This window comes from Microbispora sp. H10830 (assembly GCF_014161375.1).
Lineage (GTDB): Bacteria > Actinomycetota > Actinomycetes > Streptosporangiales > Streptosporangiaceae > Microbispora > Microbispora catharanthi.
Genome location: NZ_JABBWX010000001.1, coordinates 755,316 through 778,638, shown reverse-complemented (window position 1 = coordinate 778,638; position 23,323 = coordinate 755,316). Strand labels below are relative to the sequence as shown.

The 23,323-nt window shown below is 73.7% G+C and carries 14 protein-coding genes; 10 read left to right on the top strand and 4 right to left on the bottom strand.

Annotated elements, in window-relative coordinates; genetic code table 11:
• Window positions 1-15: 15 nt before the first annotated feature.
• Window positions 16-1,605, bottom strand: a complete 1,590-nt coding sequence (aceB, locus tag HHX35_RS03660; protein ID WP_182897547.1) for a malate synthase A — start codon at window positions 1,603-1,605, stop codon at window positions 16-18.
• 146 nt (window positions 1,606-1,751) lie between these two features.
• Here aceB and HHX35_RS03655 point away from each other — a divergent pair, with 146 nt between their 5' ends.
• Window positions 1,752-2,432 carry a DUF4097 family beta strand repeat-containing protein gene (locus tag HHX35_RS03655; RefSeq protein ID WP_182897546.1) on the top strand — a complete coding sequence of 227 codons (681 nt, stop codon included), beginning with the start codon at window positions 1,752-1,754 and terminating at the stop codon, window positions 2,430-2,432.
• A 6-nt stretch (window positions 2,433-2,438) separates the two neighbouring features.
• On the opposite strand, the gene HHX35_RS03650 is transcribed toward HHX35_RS03655, so the two are convergent.
• On the bottom strand, window positions 2,439-3,791 hold the full coding sequence (locus HHX35_RS03650) for an FAD-binding protein (RefSeq protein WP_310738881.1): 1,353 nt from the start codon (window positions 3,789-3,791) through the stop codon (window positions 2,439-2,441).
• A gap of 318 nt (window positions 3,792-4,109) precedes the next feature.
• On the opposite strand from HHX35_RS03650, the gene HHX35_RS03645 reads away from it, so the two are divergent.
• Together HHX35_RS03645 and HHX35_RS03640 are read left to right on the top strand one after the other, a co-directional pair.
• Entirely contained in the window at window positions 4,110-5,399 is a 1,290-nt protein-coding gene (locus HHX35_RS03645; protein ID WP_182897545.1) for a HAMP domain-containing sensor histidine kinase, read from the top strand.
• Between the two features lie 186 nt (window positions 5,400-5,585).
• Entirely contained in the window at window positions 5,586-8,891 is a 3,306-nt protein-coding gene (locus tag HHX35_RS03640) for an AfsR/SARP family transcriptional regulator (RefSeq protein ID WP_182897544.1), read from the top strand.
• A 7-nt stretch (window positions 8,892-8,898) separates the two neighbouring features.
• Here HHX35_RS03640 and HHX35_RS03635 read toward each other — a convergent pair whose 3' ends face one another.
• A complete protein-coding gene (locus HHX35_RS03635; RefSeq protein ID WP_182897543.1) occupies window positions 8,899-10,263 on the bottom strand; it encodes an FAD-binding oxidoreductase in 1,365 nt (454 codons plus the stop codon).
• 170 nt (window positions 10,264-10,433) lie between these two features.
• Between HHX35_RS03635 and HHX35_RS03630 the strand changes: the two genes are divergently transcribed.
• The 6 genes from HHX35_RS03630 (at window position 10,434) to HHX35_RS03605 (ending at window position 22,016) form a co-directional block, all read left to right on the top strand.
• Entirely contained in the window at window positions 10,434-12,572 is a 2,139-nt protein-coding gene (locus tag HHX35_RS03630) for a BTAD domain-containing putative transcriptional regulator (protein WP_182897542.1), read from the top strand.
• Window positions 12,573-13,881: 1,309 nt separating this feature from the next.
• The gene (hflX, locus tag HHX35_RS03625) at window positions 13,882-15,285 is read left to right on the top strand and encodes a GTPase HflX (protein WP_259404695.1); all 1,404 of its coding nucleotides are present in this window, start codon (window positions 13,882-13,884) and stop codon (window positions 15,283-15,285) included.
• Window positions 15,286-15,737: 452 nt separating this feature from the next.
• Window positions 15,738-16,946, top strand: coding sequence for an imidazolonepropionase (gene hutI, locus HHX35_RS03620; protein WP_182897540.1), 1,209 nt, complete (start codon window positions 15,738-15,740; stop codon window positions 16,944-16,946).
• A gap of 63 nt (window positions 16,947-17,009) precedes the next feature.
• Window positions 17,010-17,864: a DegV family protein gene (locus tag HHX35_RS03615; RefSeq protein ID WP_182897539.1), complete on the top strand. Its 855-nt coding sequence runs from the start codon at window positions 17,010-17,012 to the stop codon at window positions 17,862-17,864.
• Window positions 17,865-18,222: 358 nt separating this feature from the next.
• The gene (locus HHX35_RS44465) at window positions 18,223-19,323 is read left to right on the top strand and encodes a ComEA family DNA-binding protein (protein WP_310738880.1); all 1,101 of its coding nucleotides are present in this window, start codon (window positions 18,223-18,225) and stop codon (window positions 19,321-19,323) included.
• Window positions 19,320-22,016 (top strand): ComEC/Rec2 family competence protein, encoded by a 2,697-nt coding sequence (locus HHX35_RS03605; protein WP_310738879.1) that lies wholly within the window; start codon window positions 19,320-19,322, stop codon window positions 22,014-22,016. The genes HHX35_RS44465 and HHX35_RS03605 overlap by 4 nt, the downstream gene beginning before the upstream one ends.
• 45 nt (window positions 22,017-22,061) lie before the next feature.
• On the opposite strand, the gene HHX35_RS03600 is transcribed toward HHX35_RS03605, so the two are convergent.
• Entirely contained in the window at window positions 22,062-22,910 is an 849-nt protein-coding gene (locus tag HHX35_RS03600) for a helix-turn-helix domain-containing protein (RefSeq protein ID WP_182897538.1), read from the bottom strand.
• A gap of 146 nt (window positions 22,911-23,056) precedes the next feature.
• Here HHX35_RS03600 and HHX35_RS03595 point away from each other — a divergent pair, with 146 nt between their 5' ends.
• Window positions 23,057-23,323: an Atu4866 domain-containing protein gene (locus HHX35_RS03595; RefSeq protein ID WP_182897537.1), complete on the top strand. Its 267-nt coding sequence runs from the start codon at window positions 23,057-23,059 to the stop codon at window positions 23,321-23,323.

The following is a 23,323-nucleotide window of genomic DNA, read 5'->3' as shown; positions in this document are numbered from 1 at the left end:
CTTCCCCTCACATCGTCACGGCATCCGCTCGTACGCAGGCAGCGTAAGGAACTCCGCGAAGTCGTCGTCAAGGGCGACCTCCTTGAACAGCGCCGTTGCCTGCGCGTAGAGCTTCTCGTCGTAGCCCGGCTCGGCGGCGATCCCGGCCAGTTCCTCCTCGATGATCCGCTCGGCGAGCTCCCGTGTCACCACCGCGCCGGTGTCGGCCAGCGTGATGTCGTTGTGGATCCACTGCCAGACCTGCGAGCGGGAGATCTCGGCCGTCGCCGCGTCCTCCATCAGGTTGTGGATCGCCGCGGCGCCGTTGCCGCCCATCCAGGCCGCCAGGTAGCGCAGGCCGACGTCCACGTTGCTGCGCAGCCCGGCCTCGGTGATCTCGCCGGGGGTCTTGGACACCGCCAGCAGGTCCTCGGCCGTGACGTGGACGTCCTCGCGCCGCCGGTCGAGCTGGTTGGGCCGGTCGCCGAGCACGCCGTCGAACACCTCGCGGCAGATCGGCACGAGGTCGGGGTGGGCCACCCAGGAGCCGTCGAAGCCGTCGCCCGACTCGCGGGTCTTGTCGGCCCGCACCTTCTCCAGCGCGACCTTGTTGACCTCGGGGTCGCGGCGGGAGGGGATGAAGGCCGCCATGCCGCCGATCGCGTGCGCGCCGCGCTTGTGGCAGGTGCGCACGAGCAGTTCGGTGTAGGCCCGCATGAAAGGCGCGGTCATCGTCACCGCGTTGCGCTCGGGCAGCAGGAACTCCCGCCCCCGGGTGCGGAACTTCTTGATGACGCTGAACAGGTAGTCCCAGCGGCCGGCGTTGAGGCCCGCGGAATGCTCGCGCAGCTCGTAGAGGATCTCCTCCATCTCGAACGCGGCCGGGTAGGTCTCGATGAGCACGGTCGCCCGGATCGTCCCCCGGGGGACGCCGAGCAGTTCCTGGGCCCGGACGAACACGTCGTTCCAGAGGCGCGCCTCCAGGTGCGACTCCATCTTCGGGAGGTAGTAGTACGGCCCGCGCCCCTTGCCGATCTGCCGCTGCGCGCAGTGGAAGAAGTAGAGGCCGAAGTCGAGCAGCGACCCGGACATCCGCGCGCCGTCCACCAGGATGTGCTTTTCCGGCAGGTGCCAGCCGCGCGGGCGGACCACGATCGTGGCCAGCTCCTCGTCCGGGCGCAGCGCGTACGTCTTGCCGCCGGACTCGAAGTCGATCGTACGGTCGAGGGCATCGCGCAGGTTGAGCTGCCCGTTGATCGTGTTCTCCCAGGTCGGGGAGTTGGCGTCCTCGAAGTCGGCCAGCCAGACCTTGGCGCCGGAGTTGAGCGCGTTGATCGTCATCTTGCGGTCGACAGGCCCGGTGATCTCGACCCGGCGGTCCTCCAGCCCCGGAGCGGGCGGGGCGACCCGCCACTCGGACTCGCGGACGTGGGCGGTATCGGGAAGGAAATCGAGCATGCCGCCCGCGGACAGCTCCTCCTGCCGCGCCTGGCGCGCGGCGAGCAGTTCCCTGCGCCTGGGGTCGAACTCGCGCTGCAAGGTGGCCACGAAGCCGAGGGCCTCGGGAGTGAGGATCTCGTCGAACCGGTCCAGCAGGGGGCCTTTGATCTCGACGCCTTCCGTCATTTTCCACCTTCCGGAAAAATAGTTCTGAATCGTGGAATCGACGCTACTTCAGGAGGCGGCCGGGGGTCAACGCAAGGGATTCCTCAGGGGGTGGTCCGGGGATTCCCCGATGGGAGACGCCGCACGCATGGCCGAGGATCGAGGACATGAGACACAAGACGATGGCCGTCGCGGGGGCCGTCCTGGGCATGAGCCTCGTCGTGACGGCATGCGACGTGCGGATCGGCTTCGGCGGGCAGCAGGCCGTGGAGTCCTACGACGTGACGGACAAGGTGGCCGTCCTCGACGCCCGCACCGATTCCGGCGACGTCGTGGTGAACGAGAGCGACAGGTCCGGCGTCCACGTCACCGAGACCCTGCACTGGCGCGGAGACAAACCCGCGAACGGCCATTCCGTCGACGGGGACACGCTCACGCTGGCGTACAAGTGCGGCAGCTGCTCGGTGGACTACGAGGTGGAGGTGCCGCGCGGTCTCACCGTCAAGATCCACACCGGATCGGGAGACGTCACGCTGCGCGACCTGACCGGCCAGGTGAACGCCTCCACCGGCTCGGGCGACGTCGACGCGCGGGGGCTCGCCGCCAAGCAGGTCAACACCCGCACGGGCTCGGGGGACATCACCCTCAGGTTCTCGGCCGTCCCCACGGACGTGCAGGCCGTGACCGGGTCGGGCGACGGCCGGCTCTGGGTGCCGGACGGCGTCTACAACGTCAACGCGTCGACGGGAAGCGGCGACCGCAAGGTCGAGGTGGCGCACGACGCCTCGGCGCCGCACACGATCACGATCAGGACCGGATCGGGCGACGCCGAGGTGCACAAGCTGTGATCGCCGTCAGGCGAGCACCGGCTGGTTGGCGCGGAAGACGCCGTCGGGGTCGCGGCGGCGCTTGATCTCACGCAGCCGGGCCAGCGTGTCCGCGTCGAACGCGGAGGCGGCCTTCTCAGCGCCGTTCAGGTAGGTGAACGGCTTGCGGCCGGTCGTGTGCGGCGCCATCGCCCGCGCGATCTCCGCCTGCCGCGCGGTGACCGCCTGCCCGCCCTCCGGCGACATGACCGGCCCGATCATGTTCAGCAGGTACGGCTCGGCGATGTGCCCGCACGCCCCGCCGCCGTCGGCGGGCCGGCTCAGCGCGCCGCCCAGGTGGCGCACCTGCACCGTGGCCAGGGGGGCGACGTCGCCCACGGCCGCGAGCAGATCGTCCGCCACGGCGTCGCCGAGCCCGGTCAGCAGTTCGCCGCGGCCCGCGCCGGGCACCGGCTGCGTCGGCTCGGCGCAGATGCCGCCCAGGGCGTCCAGGGGCATCGCCGCACGGCTGTCGCTCAGCACGCCGGGGATGTCCTCGAACCGCCGGAGCAGGTCGCGCCCCTCCTCCTCGCCGCCCAGGAACGTCGAGTCCACGGCGACCGCGGCGAGTCCGCGCAGCGGCTCGGGCACCTGGGGCACCGGCGGGAACTTCACCATCGCGAACCAGACGGTCAGCTCCGCGGGCGCCGCCGCGGTCACCTCCCGGTAGGCGGCGAGCACCTCGGGCGCCCGCTCGGCGGGCCACAGCATGCGCCCGCCGTACAGCAGCGGCGCCGGGTGCAGGTCCAGCTCCATCGCCGTCACCAGCGCGAAGTCGCCCCCGCCGCCGCGCAGCGCCCAGAACAGGTCGGGGTCGGAATCGGCCGTGACGCGGGCCTGCGTGCCGTCCGCGCCGACCACATCGAAGGCACGTACGGCACCGGCCGCCCAGCCGTGCCTGCGGGCGAACCACCCGAGCCCGCCACCGAGCGTGTAGCCGGTGACGCTGACGACGGGAGAGCTGCCGGGCAGGCCGGTCAGCCCGTGCTTGCCGGTCGCGGTCAGCAACTCGCCCCACTGCACGCCGGCCTCGACGCGGGCGGTCCGCCGCTCCGGCAGGACCTCCATGCCGCGCAACCGTCCGGTGCGCAGCAGGATCGTCCCGTCGAGGCGGGTGGTGGCGCCGTGTCCGCTCGGCTGCACCGCGACGGCGAGGCCGGCCAGCCTCGCACAGCGGACCACGGCGGCGGCGTCGGCCGCGTCCTCGACCTCCACGACCGCGGCCACCCGCTGGTCGACCGCCCGGTTCCACGGCAGCCGCGCGGCCTCGAATCCGTCGTCGCCGGGGACGAGGACCTGCCCGCGCACCATACGGCGAAGGTCGGTTCCCAGAGTTGTCACGTTCTCCTCCTGCTTCACGTGTTTCGGGACGATTCAGAGCATGAAGCAAAAGGTTTGCGATCGATTAGGAATCGGCCAGGAACGGGCTAGTTGTCCTGCCAGCCGGGCACCTTTGGTGCCGAGCCCGCCGCCGTCGATACGAATTCTTCACCTGTCGATGGAGGCGCGGAGAGGAGGTTCGGGGCAGATGACCGTTTAAGCCCGATTCTGATTGGCGTCCACGTGAACCGAGCCGGAACATGGCCGATCAACACCCGCCTGTCGCTGATCACCGGCGGGAGTGTGGCCGTTCTGTGCCTTTTGTTCTCCGCTGTCCTGATGTTCGCACTCCACCGGCTGAACACCCACAACCTCATCAGGGAGGCGACCGCCGCCGGCGACCTCATCGCGTACCGCCTGGACCGGGGAGGGGTCGGCAACCCGCTTCCGTCGATCTCGCCCACCCTGATCCGCCCCATCCAGGTCGTCGATCCCGACGGCAAAGTCGTCGCGGCGACCGCGGACCTGCAGGGCAGGCCGCCGATGGCCCGCTTCCTGCCGAAGGCCCCCCGCCGGAGTACGACCGGCGTCGTATGCGACCACGTCTTCGGTCCCGACCGGTGCGAGATCGTGGTCGTGCAGCAGGTCTACCGCAACGGCACGTGGACCGTCTACAGCGCGGTGCCGACGGTTCCGTTCTACGTCTATCCGAGTCTGGTGGCGCTGCTGATCGGCGGGACCGTCGTCTCCACCACCGCCGTCGTGTACGGCGTCCACCGGGTCGTACGCCACTCTCTCCAGCCGGTCGACGCGATCCGCGCCCAGCTCGACGAGATCCACAAAACCACCCTCGCCCGCAGAGTTCCGGTGTTGGTCGAGAAGGACGAGATCCGTCACCTGGCGGAGAGCGTGAACTACACGCTGGACCGGCTTGAGAGCGCGTTCGAGGAGCTGCGCCGCTTCACCGCCGACGCCTCTCACGAGCTGCGCAGCCCGATCACCGCCATCCGGACGCAGATCGAGTGCGCCATGCTCGCACCGGAGGACACCGACCTCAACACGCTGGGAGGGGATGTCCTGCGGAGCCTGGACCGGCTCCAGGCGATCGCGGCCGACCTGCGCACGCTCACCCGGCTGGACGAGTGTGCGCCGGGCGAGCGCGAGCGGCTCGATCTGAGCGAACTCGTCGCCGCCCAGCTGAACGCCCGCCGGCCCACGCGGAACATCGTCCGTCGTCTCGAGAGCGGTGTGACGGTCACGGGCGACCGCGCCCGGCTCGACCAGCTGATCGCGAGCCTGCTCGACAACGCCGAACGGCGTGCGGAGTCCAGGCTGACGGTCTCCGTGCGGCGGGAGGCGCCTGTCGGCGGCGATGCCCGGTTCCGAGCGGGGGCCGCCGTGCTGGAGGTGCTCAACGACGGCGCGGTCGGCGGCCGCGACCACAGCGGGACGGGCGTCCAGGGCTTCGCCCGGCTCGACTCGGCGCGCGGCGGGAGCGCCGGGGGCGCCGGCCTCGGGCTGCCCATCGCCCGCCAGATCGCGGAGGGCCACGGCGGTGCGCTGGTGATCACGGACAGTCCGCGGGGCGCCTGCTTCCTGCTCCTGCTTCCGCCGGCCTCGCCGGGCTGAACCCGCGGGTCGGCGCGACCCGCACCGGAGTCGCACCGACAAGGGCGAGGCCCGGGCTCGACGTGGCCGGCGCCGCATGACCGGAAGCCGAACCCGTCAGCGCCTACGGTCGGCGACGAGCCTGGTCGGAGGCGGGCGAATCCGGCAATACGCTACGAAGCGTTCACTCCGTCCCCGAGAGGAACGATGGACTTTCGCCTGTTCGGGCCGCTCGAGGTCACCGACGCCGACGGCCGGGCCGTCGACCTCGGCACGCCCAAGCAGCGGGCCGTGCTGGCCATGCTCGCGCTGGAGCCGGGCCGCGTGGTCTCCCTCGACCGTCTCATCGACGAGCTCTGGTCGGGGGAGGCGCCGTCGAGCGCGACAGGGACCCTGCAGGCGTACGTCTCCCAGCTCCGCCGGGCGCTCGAACCCGGCCGGCCGCCGCGCACGCCGCCGAAGGTGCTGGTCACCCGCGAGCCCGGCTACCTGCTGGCGGTGGCGCCCGGCCAGGTGGACCTGGTCCGTTTCAGCGCGCTGGCCGAGGACGGCGGGCGGGCGCTCGCCCGGGGCGAGCACGCCCCTGCCGCCGAGTCGTTGCGCGGCGCGCTGGAGACGTGGCGGGGCGAGCCGCTCGCCGAGTTCACCGCGTACGAGTTCGCCCAGCCGGTCGTCGCACGGCTGACCGAGCTGCGCGCCACGGCCACCGAGAACTGGTTCGAGGCCCGGCTGGCGCTCGGCGACGCGGGATCGTGCGTGCCCGACCTCGAACGCCTGGTGGAGGACCATCCCTACCGGGAGCGGCTGTGGGGCCTGCTCGTGCTCGCCCTCTACCGGTCCGGACGGCAGGCCGACGCCCTCGCCGCGCTGCGCAGGGTCAGGGCGCTGCTCGCCGGGGAACTGGGCCTGGAGCCCGGCCCCGAGCTGCGACGGCTCGAGCAGGCCGTCTTCGACCAGTCGCCGGACCTCGGCGGTCCCGGGCCGGTCCCGCTCGCCCCCGCCGCCGCGCCGGTGACGGCCGTCCCGCCCGGGACCGCGCCGCGACCGGTCGTCCACGACGGGCTCGTCGCCCGGCGCGAGCAGCTCGGACGCGTGGCCGCCCGCCTGGCCGAGGCCCGCCGAGGCCGGGGCGGCGTGCTGCTGGTCACCGGGGAGGCGGGCATCGGCAAGACCCGCCTCGCGGAGGCTGCGGCCGACGAGGCGGCCGCCCTGGGGATGGCGATCGCCTGGGGCCGCTGCGCCGAGGACACCGGCGCCCCCGCCTTCTGGCCCTGGCTGCGGGTGCTGCGCGACCTCGGCCCCGACGCGGCGGACGCGCTGGCCGCCCTGTCCGGGGGCTCGCCGGGACGGACACCGGGCGGCGACCCGGGCGCCGCGCTGTTCGAGCTGCACGAGCGGGTGACCGCAGCCCTTCGGGCGGCGGGGCCGGCGCTCGTCGTCCTCGACGACCTGCACTGGGCGGACGCGTCGTCCCTGCGCCTGCTCGCGTTCGCGGCCGGAGAGCTGCACCGGTCGCCGGTGCTGGTGCTGGCGACGATCCGTCCTGAGCCGGGCGGCGACCCCGAGCAACTGCGCGAAACGCTGGCCGCGCTCGCCCGCGAACGCGGCGCGGAGCGCCTCACGCTGCCGCCGTTCACCCGGGAGGAGGTGGCCGCCTACCTGGCCGGGCGCGACCTGCCGGACACGCGGCTCGCCGCGCTGCTGCACGAGCGCACCGGGGGCAACCCCTTCTATCTGGGCGAGCTGATCCGGCTGCTGGGCAGCGAGCACCGGCTCGACGCCGCCTCGGTCGGCGTGCCCGACGGGGTGCGCGAGGTCATCGGCCGCCGCGTCGCGCGGCTGCCGGAGGACACCCGTGCGCTGCTGGAGGCGGCCGCCGTGCTCGGCCGCGAGGTGAGCCTCGACGGGCTGGAGGCGGCCTGCGGCGTGGGCGCGGAGGAGGCGATGCTGCGGCTCGAACCGGCCGTGGCGACGGGGCTGCTCGTCGAGGTGCCCGGCTTCGACTACCGGTTCTCGCACGCCCTCGTCCGCGACGCCCTCTACGCCGGTCTCGGCCGGGTGCGCGCGGCGCGGCTGCACCTGCGCACAGGGGAGGCGCTGGAGACGCTTCCGGGGGTCGAGGCGTCCGTGCTCGCCCACCACTTCGTGGCGGCCGCCCGGGCGGGCGGCGCCGACAAGGCGGTGGAGTACGCCGTCCTGGCCGCCCGGCAGGCCGCCGCCGGCTGCGCGTACGACGAGGCGGTGGAGTGGTGGGGCAGGGCCCTCGCCGCCCTCGGCCCGGCGGACCCGGCCCGGAGGTGCGCGCTGCTGGTGCGCCGCGGCGAGGCGCTGCGCGCGGTCGGCGACGTCGCCGGGGCGAGGTCGGCCCTGCAGGAGGCGATCGGTCTCGCCGCCGGGAGCGGCGAACGCGCGACGCTGATCGAGGCCGTCACCGTGTTCGGCGGCATGGCCGTGTGGAACTGGCGCCACTACGGCGTCGTGGACGGCGAGTCCGTCGCCCTGCTGGAGGGCCTGCTGAAGGAGCCGCTCGGCGACGCGGAGCGGGCCACCCTGCTGGGCACCCTGGGCCTGGAGCTGTACTACTCGCCGCGCAGGGCCGAGGGGGAGCGGCTGGCGGCCGACGGCGTGCGGCTCGCCCGCCGCACCGGCGACCCCCGCCTGCTGGCCCGCTCGCTCAACAACTACGTGATGGCCGCCTGGGTCTCCGCGCGGGAGGACGAGCGCCGCCGGGCGGTCGAGGAGATGCTCGCCCTTCCGCTGGACCCGACGGCGGAGGCCGTCGCCCGGGTCTTCCGCATGGCGCATCTGCTGCGGGCGGGCGAGCTCGCGGAGTGGGACCGCGACCTTACCCGCTGCGTGCGGCTGGCGGACGAGATCAGGCGGCCCGAGATGACCGGGATGGCGCGGATCGCCGAGGCCGCCGGCCGCACGATGCGCGGCGACTGGGCGGAGGCCGAACGCCTCGCGGAGGAGTTCACCGCGCTCATCGCGGGGTTCAGCATGTGGGGGCTCGACTACCCCGGCCTGATCACCCTTTACACCTGCCGCCGCGGGCAGGGCCGGGTGGACGAGCTGGCCGACCGGCTCGTGTCCCGGGCGCACGACCCCGACATGGTGCCGCTGCGCGCGGTCGCCGTGCTGGCCGCCCTCGACGCGGGCGACACCGCGCTCGCCCGGCGGCTGGCGGAGCGCTGGAGCGGCGACATCCGCGACGACTGGACCGCCGAGTTCCTCGTCGTCGTGTGGGGCCACGTGGCCGCCAGGCTCGGCATGCCCGACCCCGCCGCCCTCTACCGGAGGCTCGCGCCGTACGGGGAACGGCTCGTGGTCAGCGGCATGGGCGGCGCCGGCTGGGGCTCCACCCACCTGGTCCTGGCCGAGCTGGCGGACGCCACGGGCGAGCGCGGCCTCGCCCTGCGCCACGGGCGCCGGGCCCACGAGACGCACCTGAGCCTGGGGCTGGACCACTGGGCGGAGGAGAGCGGCCGGCTCCTCGCCGAACTGGACGGATGAGCCGCCGTCACCCGAGGACGGGGTGGTTGCCGAGGATAACGCCGTGCGGGTCGCGGTGGCGCTTGATCTCGCGCAGGCGGGCCAGGATCTCGGCCGGGAAGGCGGACGCCGCCGGCTCCCCGTGGCCGAGGAAGGTGAAGGGCGTGCGGCCGCTCGCGACCCCCGCCACCGCGTCGGAGACGGCCGACTGCCGCCTCTGGATCGCCTCCGCCATGCCGGGCGCCGCGAGCACGCCGAGCGTGCTCAGCAGGTAGGGCTCCGCGATGTGGCCGCAGGCCCCTCCCATCTCGTCCACCCGGGCCAGTGCCCCGCCGAGGTGGCGGATCTGCACGTAGGCGAGCGGCGCTATGGTGCCGGGCCCGGCGGCGGCCAGCAGCGCCGCCGCCTCGGCGTCGCCGAGCCCGGTGAGCAGCTCGGAACGCAGCATCGCGGGCGTGGGGTCGGTCGGCTCCGCGCAGATGTCCGCGAGGTTCGCCACCGGCATCGGGCCGCGCGTGTCGAAGATTGCCTCGGGAATCCGGTCGAACCGGTGCAGCAGGGCCCGCGCCTCGTCCGGGTCGCCGAGGTAGGTGACGTCGATCGTCACGGCCGACAGGCCGCGCAGCGGCTCGGGCAGTTCGGGCAGCGGCGGGAACTGCAGCAGGTGGAACCAGACCGTCAGCTCCTCGGGTGCCCCGGCCGTGGTGGCGCGGAAGGCGGCCAGCACCTCCGCGGCCCGCCCGGCCGGCCACAGGATCCGCCCGCCGTACAGCACCGGCGCCGGGTGCAGGTCGAACTCCATCGCGGTCACCACCGCGAAGTCGCCCCCGCCGCCGCGCAGCGCCCAGAACAGCTCGGGGTCGCTGCCGGCCGTGACGGTCGCGTGCTCGCCGGAGGCGTCCACGACCTCGAACGCGCGCACGCCGTCGGCGGCGAAGCCGTACCTGCGCCCGAACCAGCTCAGGCCCCCGCCCAGGGTGAACCCGGTGGCGCTGACGGCCCCTGTGCTGCCCGCCAGCGGCGTCAGCCCGTGCTCGCCCGCCGCTGTGAGCACCTCGCCCCACGAGACGCCGGCCTCCACCCGGGCCACCCGCTCAGCCGGCCGTACGGTCAGGCCGCGCAGCGCCGTCGTGCGCAGCAGGATCGCGTCGTCGAAGGCGTCGGGGGCGTGCCCGTTCGCCTGGGTGGCGACGCGCAGCCCGGCGAGGCCCGCGTAGCCGACCACGGCCGCGACGTCGTGCGCGTCCCGCGCCTCGACGACCGCCGCGACCCGCTGGTCGACGGCCATGTCCCAGGGGCGCCGGCTCTCGTCGAAGCCCTCGTCGCCCCGCACCAGCACCCGGCCGCGCGCCACCCGGCGGAGATCGGCGCCGAGCGCCTTCACCTGGTCCATCTCTTCTCCTCCCCATCGTCGGTTCCTCGTGCGGGACCACCGTGGAACACAGGGATCGGAGTCCGCATGGGCGTGACTTGGAGACCGTCCAAGTCGCCCCCAAGTGGACCGTTCCGGTGGGGGTCGTCCCGGCTCTACGCTTGCCGCAGCTATCAGAGGGGTTTTCGGTCATGAACTCGCTGTCCTTCCGGCTGCTCGGCCCCTTCGAGGTAACCGGCGACGACGGCCGCGTCATCGACCTCGGCCCGCGCAAGCAGCGGGCGGTGCTCGCCGTCCTCGCCCTGGAACCCGGCAGGATCGCCTCCCTCGATCGGCTGATCGACGAGCTGTGGGCGGACGAGCCGCCCTCCAGCGCCACCGCGACGCTGCAGTCGTACGTCTCGAACCTGCGCAAGGTGCTGGAGCCGGGACGCCGGCCACGCACGCCCCCGGCCGTGCTGCTCACCCGCGAGCCCGGCTACCTGCTGTCCGTCGCGCCCGGCCAGGTCGACCTCGTGCGCTTCGTCTCCTGGGTGGAGGACGGCCGCAGGGCGCTCGCCCGGCGCGAGTACGCCGCGGTGCTCGGGCTGATCGACCGGGCGCTGGAGACGTGGCGCGGCGAGCCGCTCGCCGAGTTCGCGGCCTACGATTTCGCCCAGCCCGTCATCGCGCGCCTGTCCGAGCTGCGGGCGGTGGCGGTCGAGGACCGGTTCGAGGCCAGGCTCGCCATGGGCGACGGGCCCTCGTGCGTGGCCGACCTGGAGCGGCTGGTCGAGGGGTACCCCTACCGCGAGCGGCTGTGGAGCCTGCTCGTCCTCGCCCTCTACCGGTCGGGCAGGCAGACCGACGCGCTCGGCGCGCTGCGCCGGGTGCGGGCCCTGCTCGCCGAGGAGATGGGCCTGCAGCCCGGCCCCGAGCTGCGGTGGCTGGAGCAGGCCGTGCTTGAGCAGTCGCCGTCCCTGGACGCGCCCGCGCCCCTGGAAGCGCCCGCCGTCGCGCGGCCGGCCGCCCCTGAGGAGAGACGCCTTTCGGCGGCCGAGCCGCCGTCGTCCGCGGCTCTCGTCGCACGCGAGCGCGAACTCGCCCGCCTCGGCGAACGGCTCGGCGCCGTACGGCGGGGCCGCGGCGGCGTGCTGCTGGTGACCGGCGAGCCGGGAATCGGCAAGACCAGGCTGGCCCAGCTCGCCGCCGAGGAGGCCGAGGCCCGTGGCGTCACGGTCGTCTGGGGCCGCTGCGTGGAGGCGGAGGCGGCCCCGCCGTTCTGGCCCTGGCTGCAGGCGCTGCGCGAGCTGGGGGAGCGGGGCCGGGCCGCCGCGCGGCTTCTCGCGGGCGAGGGCGACGCCGCCGCCGACCCCGAGGCCGCGCTCTTCGAGCTGTACGAGGGCGTGCTGGCCGCGCTCGCCCGATCCGGCACGCCGACGCTGGTGGTGCTGGACGACCTCCACGCGGCGGACGCCGCCTCGCTGCGGCTGCTCGCGTTCCTCGCCGCCGAGCTGCACCGCAGGCCCGTGCTGGTGCTGGCCACCGTACGGCCGGAGCCGGGCAGGGAGCCCGAGCGGCTGCGCGACACCCTCGCCGCCCTTACCCGCGAGCCCGGCACCGAGCGGCTCACCCTCGCGCCGTTCACCAAGGAGGAGGTCGGCGCGTTCCTGCGGCGGCACGACCTGACCGACCCCGCGCTCGCCGAGGTGCTCTACCGCCGCACCGGCGGCAACCCCTTCTACCTCGGCGAGCTGCTGCGGCTGCTCGGCAGCGAGCACCGGCTCGGCGCCGCGTCGCTGGGCGTGCCCGAAGGCGTCATGGAGGTCATCGAGCGGAGGGCCGCGCGGCTGCCCGAGCCCACCAGGGAGCTGTTGCGCCGCGCCGCCGTCCTGGGCCGCGACGTCAGCCTCGACGTGCTGGAGGCGCTCACGGAAACCCCGGCGGAGGAGGTGATGTCGCTGCTGGAGCCCGCCGTCGCCGTCGGCCTCCTCGCCGAGGCGCCGGGAGGCTTCGACTACCGCTTCTCGCACGCCCTGGTGCGTGACGCGCTCTACACGCCGGGCTCGGCCGCCTGGAGAAGGCCAGGCTCCACCTGGGCGTGGCGGAGGCCCTGGAGTCCCTGCCGACGGCGCCGCCCGGCGGCAACAAGGCGGCGCGCCTGCCCGTCCTCGCCCACCACTTCGCCATGGCGGCGCGCGTCGGGGGAGCGGACAAGGCCGTCGGCTACGCCGCCAGGGCGGCCAGGCAGGCGACCGCGCAGCGCGCGTACGACGAGGCGGTCGAGCTGTGGGACAGGGCGTTGCTCGCCCTCGGCACGCGCGACCCGGCGAGGCGGTGCCGCCTGCTGATCGAGCTGGGCCGGTCGCTGCGTGTGGTCGGGGACGCCGTGCGGGCTCGGGCGGCACTCGAGGAGGCCATCGAGCTGGCGGAGGACACGGCCGACCGGGAGGCCCTGGTGGAGGCCGTGGCGGTGTTCGGCACCCTCAGCGTCTGGAACTGGCGGTCGTACGGAGTGGTCGACGACCACACGGTCGCCCTCATCGAGAACCTGCTGGCGGGCCCCCTGGACGACGCCCACCGGGCGGCGCTGCTCGGCACTCTCGGCATCGAGCTCAACTACGGGCCGCGCCGGGCCGAAGGCGAGGCGATGGTGGCGGAGGCTGTGGAGATCGCCCGCGGGATCGGCGACCCGGCCCTGCTCCTCCAGGTGCTCAACAACTACGTGATCGCGTCCTGGGTGCCGGAGCGGGAGAACGAGCGGCGCCGTGCCGCCGAGGAGATGCTCGCGGTGCCGGATCTTCCCGCCGCGGCTGAGATCGTGGCCCGGGTGCACCGGATGGCGTGCCTGTTCAGGGCGGGGGAGCTGACCGAGTGGGAGCGGGATCTGGCTCGCGCCGAGCATCTGCTGCAGGAGGTCAGGAGATCTGAGCTGACGGCCATGGTGCGCATCGCCGAGGCCGCGCGGCTGACTTTGGACGGCCGCTGGGACGAGGTCGAGCGCCTCGCCGGCGAGCTCGGCGAGGTCTTCGGCGACAGCAGCATGTGGGGCCTGGGCGTCGTGCGGCCGACCATGCTCTACGCCTGCCGCCGGGGACAGGGCAGGGTCGCCGAGATCCTCGAGGAGGTCATCGCGGCGGCGTCGCAGCCGCACAACGACCCGCTGCGTCCCATAGCCGTGCTCGCGGCGCTCGACGTGGGCGATCGTGAGCTGGCCGGGAACCTGATCGCCCGATGGGGCACGACCGTCCCCGACGACTGGTCGGGGGAGTTCGCCGCCGTCGTCTGGTCGTACGTCGCGGCCCAACTCGGAGTCCCCGACCCCTCGGGCCTGTACGCCAGGCTGGCGCCGTACGCGGACCGGCTGGCCCTCCACGGCAGCGGCACGGTCGGCTGGGGCTCGATCCACCAGGCGCTGGCGATGTTGTCGGTGGCCATGGGCGACCGGGAGCGGGCCCTGGACCACGCGCGCCGGGCCCACGAGATCCACACCCGCCTGGGGCTGGACTACTGGGCGGAGCGGAGCGCGCGACTCCTGGCCGAACTGCGCGTATAAGGGAGTGCGTACGTCCCGGGGTCGTGTCACCATCGACGAAAGGCACCCGGGGACCGGGAAGGCATCGGGGTGTCCGACTGTTCTGTCTAGTAGAGATGACATATATGCGAAACGAGCCCGAAGACCTCGCCGTGGGCGATTACGAACTGGAAGAGCGCCAGGCGCTCCGCCGCGTAGCGGGTCTGTCGACAGAGCTCGAAGACATCACCGAAGTCGAGTACCGGCAGCTCCGGCTGGAGCGCGTCGTCCTGGTCGGCGTCTGGGCGGGCGGCACGGCCCTGGAGGCGGAGAACTCGCTGCAGGAGCTGAAGCTGCTGGCCGAGACCGCCGGATCGCAGGTGCTGGAGGGTCTGATCCAGCGTCGCGACCGGCCCGACCCCGCCACCTACATCGGATCGGGCAAGGCGATCGAGCTGCGGGACATCGTCGCCGCCGGCGGCGCCGACACCGTGATCTGCGACGGCGAGCTGACCCCCGGTCAGCTCCGCCAGCTCGAAGAGGTCGTGAAGGTCAAGGTCATCGACCGGACCGCGCTGATCCTCGACATCTTCGCCCAGCACGCCAAGAGCCGCGAGGGCAAGGCCCAGGTCGAGCTGGCGCAGCTGCAGTACCTGCTGCCGCGCCTGCGAGGCTGGGGTGGCAATCTGTCCCGCCAGGTCGGCGGTCGCGCCGCGGGCGGCGTCGGCATCGGCGGCCGCGGCCCCGGTGAGACCAAGATCGAGCTGGACCGGCGGCGGATCCGCGAGCGGATGGCCAAGCTGCGGCGGCAGATCAAGGAGATGTCGACCGCACGGCAGACCATGCGGCACCGTCGGCAGGCCCGCGAGGTGCCGGCCGTGGCGATCGCCGGATACACCAACGCCGGCAAGTCGTCGCTGCTCAACCGGCTGACCGGTGCGGGCGTGCTGGTCGAGGACGCGCTGTTCGCGACCCTCGACCCGACCGTGCGCAAGGCCCGCACGCCCGAGGGCCGCCTGTTCACGCTGGCCGACACGGTCGGTTTCGTCCGGCATCTGCCCCACCAGCTCGTCGAGGCGTTCCGCTCGACGCTGGAGGAGGTGGCGGACGCCGACCTGATCCTCCACGTGGTGGACGGGTCGCATCCCGATCCCGAGTCGCAGATCGCGGCCGTCCGCGAGGTGCTGGCCGAGATCGAGGGCGCGCGGGACATCCCGGAGATCGTGGTCGTCAACAAGGCCGACGCCGCCGATCCCGTCGTGCTGACCCGGCTGACGATGAAGGAGCGGCACAGCGTCGTCGTCTCCGCCCGCACCGGGGCCGGGATCGGCGAGCTGATGTCCGTGATCGAGCGGGAGCTGCCCCGCCTCGACCACGAGGTCAGGCTGCTGGTGCCGTACGACAGGGGCGACCTGATCGCGCGGGCGCACAGCGAGGGCGAGGTCCTGTCGCTGGAGCACACCGGCGACGGCACGATCCTGCACGCCCGGGTCTTCGCCGACCTCTACGCGGAGCTGGACCGGGTGGCCAAGCCCGTCGAGACCGTCTGACGCCTCTTATGGGCGGGCCACATCCGGCGTGTCGGTGGCCCGCCAGCGGTTGCCCTTGCTACGATAAGGAAAGCCTAATGGGACCTTATGGCGTGGGTAACAACATGACACCAGGCAGTGCGGTCACCCTTTCCAAGGCGTTCGCGGACATCGGATCGGTCTCGTCGATCCTGATCTCGCCGCAGCGTGTGAGACGAATGATGCGCGGCGATGCGCATGAGACCGGCGTACGTTTCTGTCGCTAACCCTGTACATCAAGCCCACCTGTGAAATACCGTAACTGAACTGAATCGCCCGGGTTCGAGACCCCGGCGGTAGGGTCATCGCACAACATCGGTGCGCGATGAGGCAGGAGACCCCCCAATGACGTCCGGACGCGAAGCGGACCCGGCGGGCCAGGCGCCCGCAGGCGGGGGCCATTCGTCGTCCCGGGGTGTTTGGCAGGTGATCGGATGACCGTTCGCCTTCTCACGAACATCGGCCGGCTCTGGACCGGGCACGATGTGTGCAGCAACGCGGCGATCCTGGTGCACAACGACCGGATCGCGTGGGTCGGCCGCGCCGCAGACCTCCCGCAGAGCGTTCCCGGCGTCGTGGACGACATCGTCGACGTCGACCACGTGGAGAACCTCGGCGGTGCGCTCGTCACGCCCGGCCTCATCGACGCGCACACCCACCCCGTCTACGCCGGCAACCGCTACGCCGAGATGGCGATGCGTTCCGGCGGGTCCAGCGCCTCGGCCATCGCGGCGGCGGGCGGCGGCATCGGCTCGACCGTCACCGTCACGCGTGGCACCGACCCCTGGACGCTGTGCAACGGGGTCCGCGAGCGGCTGCGCGAGTGGCTGCTCGGCGGCACCACGACCGTCGAGGCCAAGACCGGCTACCACCTGACCCGCGACGGCGAGCTGGCCGACGTGCGGCTGCTGCGCGAGCTCGAGAAAGAGCCGATGATGCCGCGGGTCCACGTCACGTTCATGGCCGCCCACGTGGTGCCGCCGGAATACTTCGGCCGCCAGCGCGACTACGTCGAGGCCGTGGCCTCGTGGTGCGCGGACGCCGCCGGCGCCGGGGCCGACAGCGTGGACGTCTACTGCGACGACGGTCACTTCACCGCCGAGGAGGCCCGCTGGGTGCTGGCCTCCGGCCGCAACGTCGGGCTGCTGCCGCGCATCCACGCGGGCGCCTACAACCGGCGCGGCGCCGTCCAGCTCGCGGCCGAGATGAGCTGCGCCTCCGCCGACCTGCTCCACCACGCCTCGGACGAGGACGTCGCCCTGATGGCGAGATACGGCGTGCCCGCCGTCGTCTGCCCGGGCGCGGCCCTGCAGGTGGGCCACCTCCCGCCGGTGCGCCGGATGCTGGCCCAGGGCGTCCCGGTGGCGCTCGGCAGCGACCACAACCCCGGCCACTGCGGCATCACCTCGATGTCCCTGGTCATCAGCCTCGCGGTGGCGGCGTTCGGGATGAGCGTCGGAGACGCCCTGCGGGCCGCCACGCTGGGCGGCGCCCAGGTCCTCGGCGCTCCCGACCGCGGCATCCTCGCTCCCGGCCGCCTCGCCGACATCGTCCAGTGGGACGCCGACCACGAGGGCGCGTTCGCCTGGTCGTTCGGCCTCAAGCCGCGTCGCGTCTGGCGGGGCGGCGTACCGGTCCAGTGACCGGTGTGGCCTGAACGTTCACGAAGAGGTTGCCGGGCGATCACCCTTGGGTAATCTCGCGATATGTCACCACCTGTCGCTGTCGTCACCGATTCCACGGCGTACCTGGGCGCCGAGGCGACCGGCAGATGGAACATCACCGTCGTGCCGGTTCAGGTGATCCTGGGCGATCGCGAGATCGACGACGTGACCCCGTTCGACGCCGGTCTTCTCGCGCACGCCCTCAAGGGCCGCTCGCCGATCGTCACCTCCCGCCCGGCCCCCGAGCGCTTCGCCGACGCCTACCGGCGAGCCGCCGCGAACGGCGCCGCCGCGATCGTCTCCGTCCACCTGTCCGGCGCGCTGTCCGGCACCGCGGACTCCGCGCGACTCGCCGCGCGTGAGGCCCCCGTGCCGGTCGAGGTCGTCGACAGCGGGTCGATCGCCATGGGACTCGGCTTCGCGGTGCTGGCCGCCGCGCGGGCGGCCGTGGCGGGCGCCGCAGTCGCCGAGGTGGCCGACGTGGCCCGACGGCGGGCCGCTGCCGCGAGCACGTTCTTCTACGTCGAGACGCTCGACTACCTGCGGCACGGCGGCCGCATCGGACGGGTGACCAACCTCCTGGGATCGGCGCTGTCGATCAAACCGCTGCTGCGCATGGCCGACGGCGAGATCGGCGTTCTGGAGAAGGTCCGCACCGGGAGCCGCGCCCTCGCCCGCCTGGAGGACCTGGCCGTCGAGGCGGCGGGGGACCGGCCGGTCGACGTGGCCGTCCAGCACCTCATGGCGGCCGAGCGGGCCGAGGCGCTCACCAAGGGCCTGACGGCACGGCTGCCCAGGCTCGTACGGATGTGGGTGGCCGAGGTCGGGCCTGTCCTCGGCGCTCACGTCGGCCCCGGCATGCTCGGCGTCACCGTCGCCCCCGCCGCCGTGGACTGAGCCTCCGGGCAAGGCCGCACACCACCGTTGTCTCGCTGTGCGGAGCCGCGCTGTGCCGTGCGCCGCGCCCTGGGCAGTGCCGCGCCCGCTGCCGTGCCGTGCCGCGCTGTGGCCGCACCGGGTCGTGTCGCTGTGCCGCGCCGCCGCGCCGTGCTGTGTAGCCGTGCTGTGTAGCCGCGCTGTGCCGGGCTGTGCCGCGCCCCGGGCAGTGCGGCTCCCAGCGCGGCCGCGTGCGGCGCTGCGGCATCGCCGTGCCCTCTCACCCCTCGCCCGGCGGGCTCTTAGGGGGTTCGCGGGTTGTCCACAGAATCGCGTTCGGCACCCGGCGGGGACCTGGCGTGTCCCTACCGTCCAAGGCGTGCGAAGCAAGGAGTCTCGCGGGGCGGTCCGCGGCATCGTCGGCGAGTCCCGCCTGCGCGGGCTGTTGCGTCCGCTCGACCCGGTTCCCCCGTCCGCGCGCCTGCGGTCGACACCGTCCCCGCCCGGGCCGCCGCCGTCGTTCGGCGCCCCCCACCTCGTCCGTACGGAGTCGTACGTGCCGGAGCATCCGACCGAGGCCGAGGACGGCCCTTACCGGGAGGAGACCTCCGGCATGTCCGGCACGCCCGAAGAGGTCGCCGATCGACGGGAGGGACGAGCGGACGGGCCGGGAACGTACGTGCGGGACCTGCGGACGCTCGGACGGGGGGCTCTCGGTCGCGCCCTGCCACGGCTCGACCCGGGCATGTCCGGGCTGCGGGTGCTGGTGGCCGCCGGGCTGCTCGCCGCGGTTGTCACCGGGATCCTGGCCTGGCGGTCGAGGCCGGTGGCCGAGCCCGTCGCCCCTCCGCTCCCGGCCGCCGCGGTTCGCGAACTCGGCCCTGCCGCCGACCACGTCGCAGGCTCCGCCGCCGGCCCAACCACGGCACCGGGTTCGGCCTGGCCCGCGACGTCGGGCCCCGCAGCCGATAGCGGGCCGGGCGCGACAGCCTACGTCGCGGGCGCCGGTGGTCCTATGGCCACGCCCCCCGGTTCATCGGCGCGAGTCGTGGTTCACGTGACGGGCAAGGTCCGCAACCCGGGGGTGTTCGTCCTCGCGTCCGGCTCGCGGGTCGCCGACGCGATCGAGGCCGCGGGAGGTCTGCGGAAGGGCGCGAAACCGGGCGGGATCAACCTGGCCCGGCGTCTGGTGGACGGTGAGCAGATCGTCGCCGGAAGCCCGGCGACGGCCGGCGCGGGCCCCGCTACCGGCCCTGAATCGGGCATGGCGCCGGGGGCACCGGGAGCCGGGGTGGTGAACCTCAACACCGCCACCGCCGAGCAACTCGACGCGCTGCCCGGGATCGGCGGCGTGATCGCGCAACGGATCGTCGACTACCGGGACGCGCACGGAGGCTTCCAGAGCGTCGACCAGTTGAAGGACGTCCCAGGCATCGGAGACAGGAAGTTCGCCGAGATGCGCGACAAGGTCTCCGTGTGACCGCCGCCGGTTTTCCCCACGACCTCCCCGAGGGCCGCGACGAGCCGGGGCAGGATGAGCCGGGGCGTGAAGGATCGGGCCGCGACGAGCCGGGGCGCGGCAGCGCGGTCTCCGGTCCGGCGGCTCTGGCCGCTCCAGCGGTGGCCTCCTGGCTCACGGCACTCGTGCTGCTCGGCTGCCCCGCCGCCGCCGGAGCCGCCGTGGCACCGGCCGCGGCTGTCGCGGGCGCCGTCACATGGGCCGCGGCGCGGCGCCGCAACCAGGTGGCCGACCCCGCCCAGGCTCCGGCAGGCGAGCACTCCGCCGCCGCGGGCGGGGAACGGGCAGGTGAGGCACCCCGCCACCGCTTCGGAGAGCAGCAGCGGCGGACGGGCGGGGCTGCCGCGAGGATCGCACTGGCGGTGCTCGCGTCCGTGGCCGCTACGGCCGCGGTGACGGCGTTCACGGTCCACGGGGTGACGACCGGGCCGGTGCCGGACCTGGCCCGCCGGGACGTCACGGTGACCGCCGAGGCCGAGATAACCGACGATCCGCGCATCCGGCCGCACCAGGGCGGGGTGTCCCGGCGCGAGACGGCGGTCGTCCGGGCCCGGATGCTGCTGGTGTCGGCCGCTCGGGAGCGGTACGCCGTGGACGTGCCCGTCGTGCTGCTCGGTCCCGCCGACGGCTGGCGTCCGCTGCTGCCGAGCCAGCGGGTCAGGGTGCGCGGGCGGTTGCGCCCGGCCGAGCCGGGTGAGCCCGTCGCGGCCGTGATGCTCGTCCGGGGGCCGCCCGAGCCGATCGGCGCGCCCTCGTCCGTACAGCGTGCGGCCGGAGTGCTGCGCTCGGGGCTGCGCGAGGCGAGCGATGTGCTCCCGGACGATCAGCGCGGGCTGCTGCCCGGCCTGGTCGTCGGCGACGTGTCGCGGCTGGACGAGGAAGTCCGGCTCGACCTGGCGACGGCGGGGCTCGGCCACCTCACCGCCGTATCCGGCACCAACCTCGCGATCACGGCGGGCGCCGTGCTGGTGCTCGGGCGCTTCGCCGGCCTGCCACTGGCCCTCCGGGCCGTTGTCGCGGTCGTCGCGATGATCGCGTTCTCGGTCGTGGCGAGGCCGTCGCCGAGCGTGCTGCGAGCCCTCGTGATGGGAACTGTCGCCGCCGTGGCCCTCGGCACCGGCCGCACCCGGGACGGCGTGGCCGCCCTGTCGGCGACCGTGCTGGGGCTGGTCGTGTTCGATCCCGGGCTGGCCCGGCAGTGGGGGTTCGCGCTGTCGGTGTTCGCGACCGGCGGCATCCTGGTCCTCGCGCCCCGGTGGCGTGACCGTCTGGCGGCGCGCCGGGTGCCCCGTCTGCTCGCCGAGGCCCTGGCCGTGACCGCCACGGCGCAGGCGGCGGTCACGCCACTGCTGGTGCTGATGTCCGGGCGCCTCGACCTGGCCGCGATCCCGGCCAACCTGCTCGCGGAGCCCGCGGTGGCGCCCGCGACGGTGCTGGGGTTCGGGGCCGCCGTGATCGCCCCGGTGAGCATGGACCTGGCCCGGCTGCTGGTGCGCCCCGCCGGGTGGGCCGTGGGCTGGATCATCGCGGTGGCGCAGTGGGCTGCCGACCTTCCGTTCGCCTCGGCCCAGTGGTTCGGGGGAGTGGCGGGCGTCGCCGCGCTCGCGGCGGCGGCCGTCGCGGGATGGCTCGTCCTGCGGGGCCGTGCGCGAAGACGCCTGGTGGCGGCGCTCGCTGCGGGAGCTCTGCTCGCCGCCCTCGTGGCCATGCCGGTGGTGTCGCCCTGGCCGCCGCCGGGATGGCTGCTGGTGGTCTGCGACGTCGGCCAGGGGGACGCCCTGGCGCTGGCGGCCGGTCCCGGCCGGGCCGTGGTGGTCGACGCCGGACCACAGCCGGGTCCCGCCGATCGGTGTCTGCGCGCTCTCGGAGTGCGGCAGGTGCCGCTCGTGGTCCTCACCCACCCTCACCTCGACCACGTCGGCGGGCTGCCGGGCGTGCTGCGCCGCCGCGCGGTGGGGGCGGTCGTCGTGAGCTCGCGCCGCGTGCCGGAGGGCGAGGCCGGTCGCGTCTCCACGCAGCTCAGGACGGCGCGGATCCCGGAATGGCAGGCGGTCCCCGGGATGCGCTGGCGATTCGGGCCGAGCGAGATCACGGTGCTCGCCCCCGAGCCCGGTGCGGCGCCACAGGGCCCTGGCGAGGGGGCGACGGCCAACAACGCCAGCGTCGTCCTGCTGGTCCGCTGGTTCGGACCGCGCACCGCACCAGGCGATCCGTCGGCGACACCAGGCGACCCACCCGCGGCACACGGCGCAGCCACAGCGCCCGCAGCACCGGGAGTGCCCGGAGTGTCGGGGGCGTCGGCAGGGCCCGGATCACGACCAGCATTCGGGTCGATTCTGGGGGCGGCCCTGCTCGCCGGTGACCTGGAGACGGAGGCGCAGGAAGCCCTGGTGCGGTGCGGCCTGCCACGGGTCGACGTGCTGAAGGTGCCCCATCACGGGTCGTCCCGGCAGGCACCGGCCTTCCTCGCCGCCACGGGCGCGCGGGCCGCCCTCATCAGCGTCGGCGCGGTCAACGACTACGGGCATCCCGCCCCGCTGACGCTGCGGCGCCTGCGCTGGCTCGGCATGCGCCCCTACCGCACCGACCTGTCGGGGGACATCGCCGTCGTCGCCGTCCACAACGGCCTCGCCGTGGTCGTACGGGGCAAGTGAGCGGGTGGAGCCGTGCCGGCCGTGGAAGTGCTCCCGACCTGCCGATCAACGGTGCGGACGTGGTTCGGCCCGGCGCCGGGTGGCGTGGATGGAGCCGAGGAGATCGAGGGCCTGGGCGCTGACGCTGCCTGGCTCGGCATGGTAGATCACAAGCTGCTGGCCGGGGGCGTCGCGTACGTCGAAAGCCTGGTAGGTGAGCGTGAGGGGTCCGACGTCGGGATGGAGGAGGTGCTTGGCGTCCCGGGTCTTGCCGCGCACGGTGTGAGCGTTCCAGAGACGGGCGAAGTCCACACTGTGCTCGATGAGGGTGCGGATGAGTTCGCGTAGCCGCGGGTTGTCCGGATCGAACCCTGCTGCCTGGCGCAGGTTGGCGACGGTGGCCTGGGCCGCTCGGTTCCAGTCTGTGTAGAAGCCTCGGCCCGCAGGGTCGAGGAAGGTCATGTGGGCCAGGTTGTCCGCCGGCTCGAACGGGGTGTAGAGGGCGTCGGCCAGAGCGTTGGTCGCGAGGATGTCCAGGGTCCGGCTCATGACGAATGCCGGGGTGTTGGGGTAGCCGTCCATCAACTGGCGCAGCGCCGGGCTGACCCGGTCGGCGACATGGGCGGAGGGCCGGTCGCCCGACGCTGTCCCGGCCAGCAGATACAGGTGCGTACGGGCGTCTGCGTCGAGGCGCAGCGCGCGGCTGAGGGCGTCGAGCACCTGAGGTGAGGGGTTGCGCTCGCGCCCTTGTTCCAGGCGGGTGTAGTAGTCGGCGTTCACTCCGGCCAGGACGGCGACCTCCTCACGGCGCAGCCCGGCGACTCTGCGGGCCCCGTAGCTCACCATGCCGACGTCCTCCGGCCGCAGCCCGGCGCGGCGGGCGCGCAGGAAGTCCCCCAGATGGTTGCTGTCCACGTGCTCAGGCTATGCGGCGGCTCCGCCGTGCTGCCTGGGTGCGCCGCACCCAGGCGGCACACGTCCTGGTTGATGCCTGCTGACCTGCGCAGACTCGGTGGAGCGAGACAGAACCACGTGGAGTGAGCAAAGGAAAGGAGCCCGCCATGTCCCGGATCGCCGATGACGACACCGTCGACGTGATCGGAATGTGGGTGACAGCGGATGGTTACATCCGCCAGGAGTTGCTGCCGGACGGCCGCTACAACGAGGCCCGCGGCGAGCGGCGCAGCGCGTACACCGGCCGGTACACGGTGACCGGCAGCCACCTCGACTACGTCGACGACACCGGGTTCACCGCGACGGGTGACATCCGGGACGGGGTCCTCTATCACGAGCACCTCGTGCTGTACCGGGAGGAGAGGCCGTCATGA

Excerpts from the sequence above, each read along its gene's own strand:
- HHX35_RS03645 (WP_182897545.1), top strand. The coding sequence starts at position 4,110 with ATGTTCGCACTCCACCGGCTGAACACCCACAACCTCATCAGGGAGGCG.
- aceB (WP_182897547.1), bottom strand. The coding sequence starts at position 1,605 with ATGACGGAAGGCGTCGAGATCAAAGGCCCCCTGCTGGACCGGTTCGAC.
- hutI (WP_182897540.1), top strand. The coding sequence starts at position 15,738 with ATGACCGTTCGCCTTCTCACGAACATCGGCCGGCTCTGGACCGGGCAC.
- HHX35_RS03630 (WP_182897542.1), top strand. The coding sequence starts at position 10,434 with ATGAACTCGCTGTCCTTCCGGCTGCTCGGCCCCTTCGAGGTAACCGGC.
- HHX35_RS03595 (WP_182897537.1), top strand. The coding sequence starts at position 23,057 with ATGTCCCGGATCGCCGATGACGACACCGTCGACGTGATCGGAATGTGG.
- HHX35_RS03635 (WP_182897543.1), bottom strand. The coding sequence starts at position 10,263 with ATGGACCAGGTGAAGGCGCTCGGCGCCGATCTCCGCCGGGTGGCGCGC.
- HHX35_RS03655 (WP_182897546.1), top strand. The coding sequence starts at position 1,752 with ATGAGACACAAGACGATGGCCGTCGCGGGGGCCGTCCTGGGCATGAGC.
- hflX (WP_259404695.1), top strand. The coding sequence starts at position 13,882 with ATGCGAAACGAGCCCGAAGACCTCGCCGTGGGCGATTACGAACTGGAA.
- HHX35_RS03615 (WP_182897539.1), top strand. The coding sequence starts at position 17,010 with ATGTCACCACCTGTCGCTGTCGTCACCGATTCCACGGCGTACCTGGGC.
- HHX35_RS03640 (WP_182897544.1), top strand. The coding sequence starts at position 5,586 with ATGGACTTTCGCCTGTTCGGGCCGCTCGAGGTCACCGACGCCGACGGC.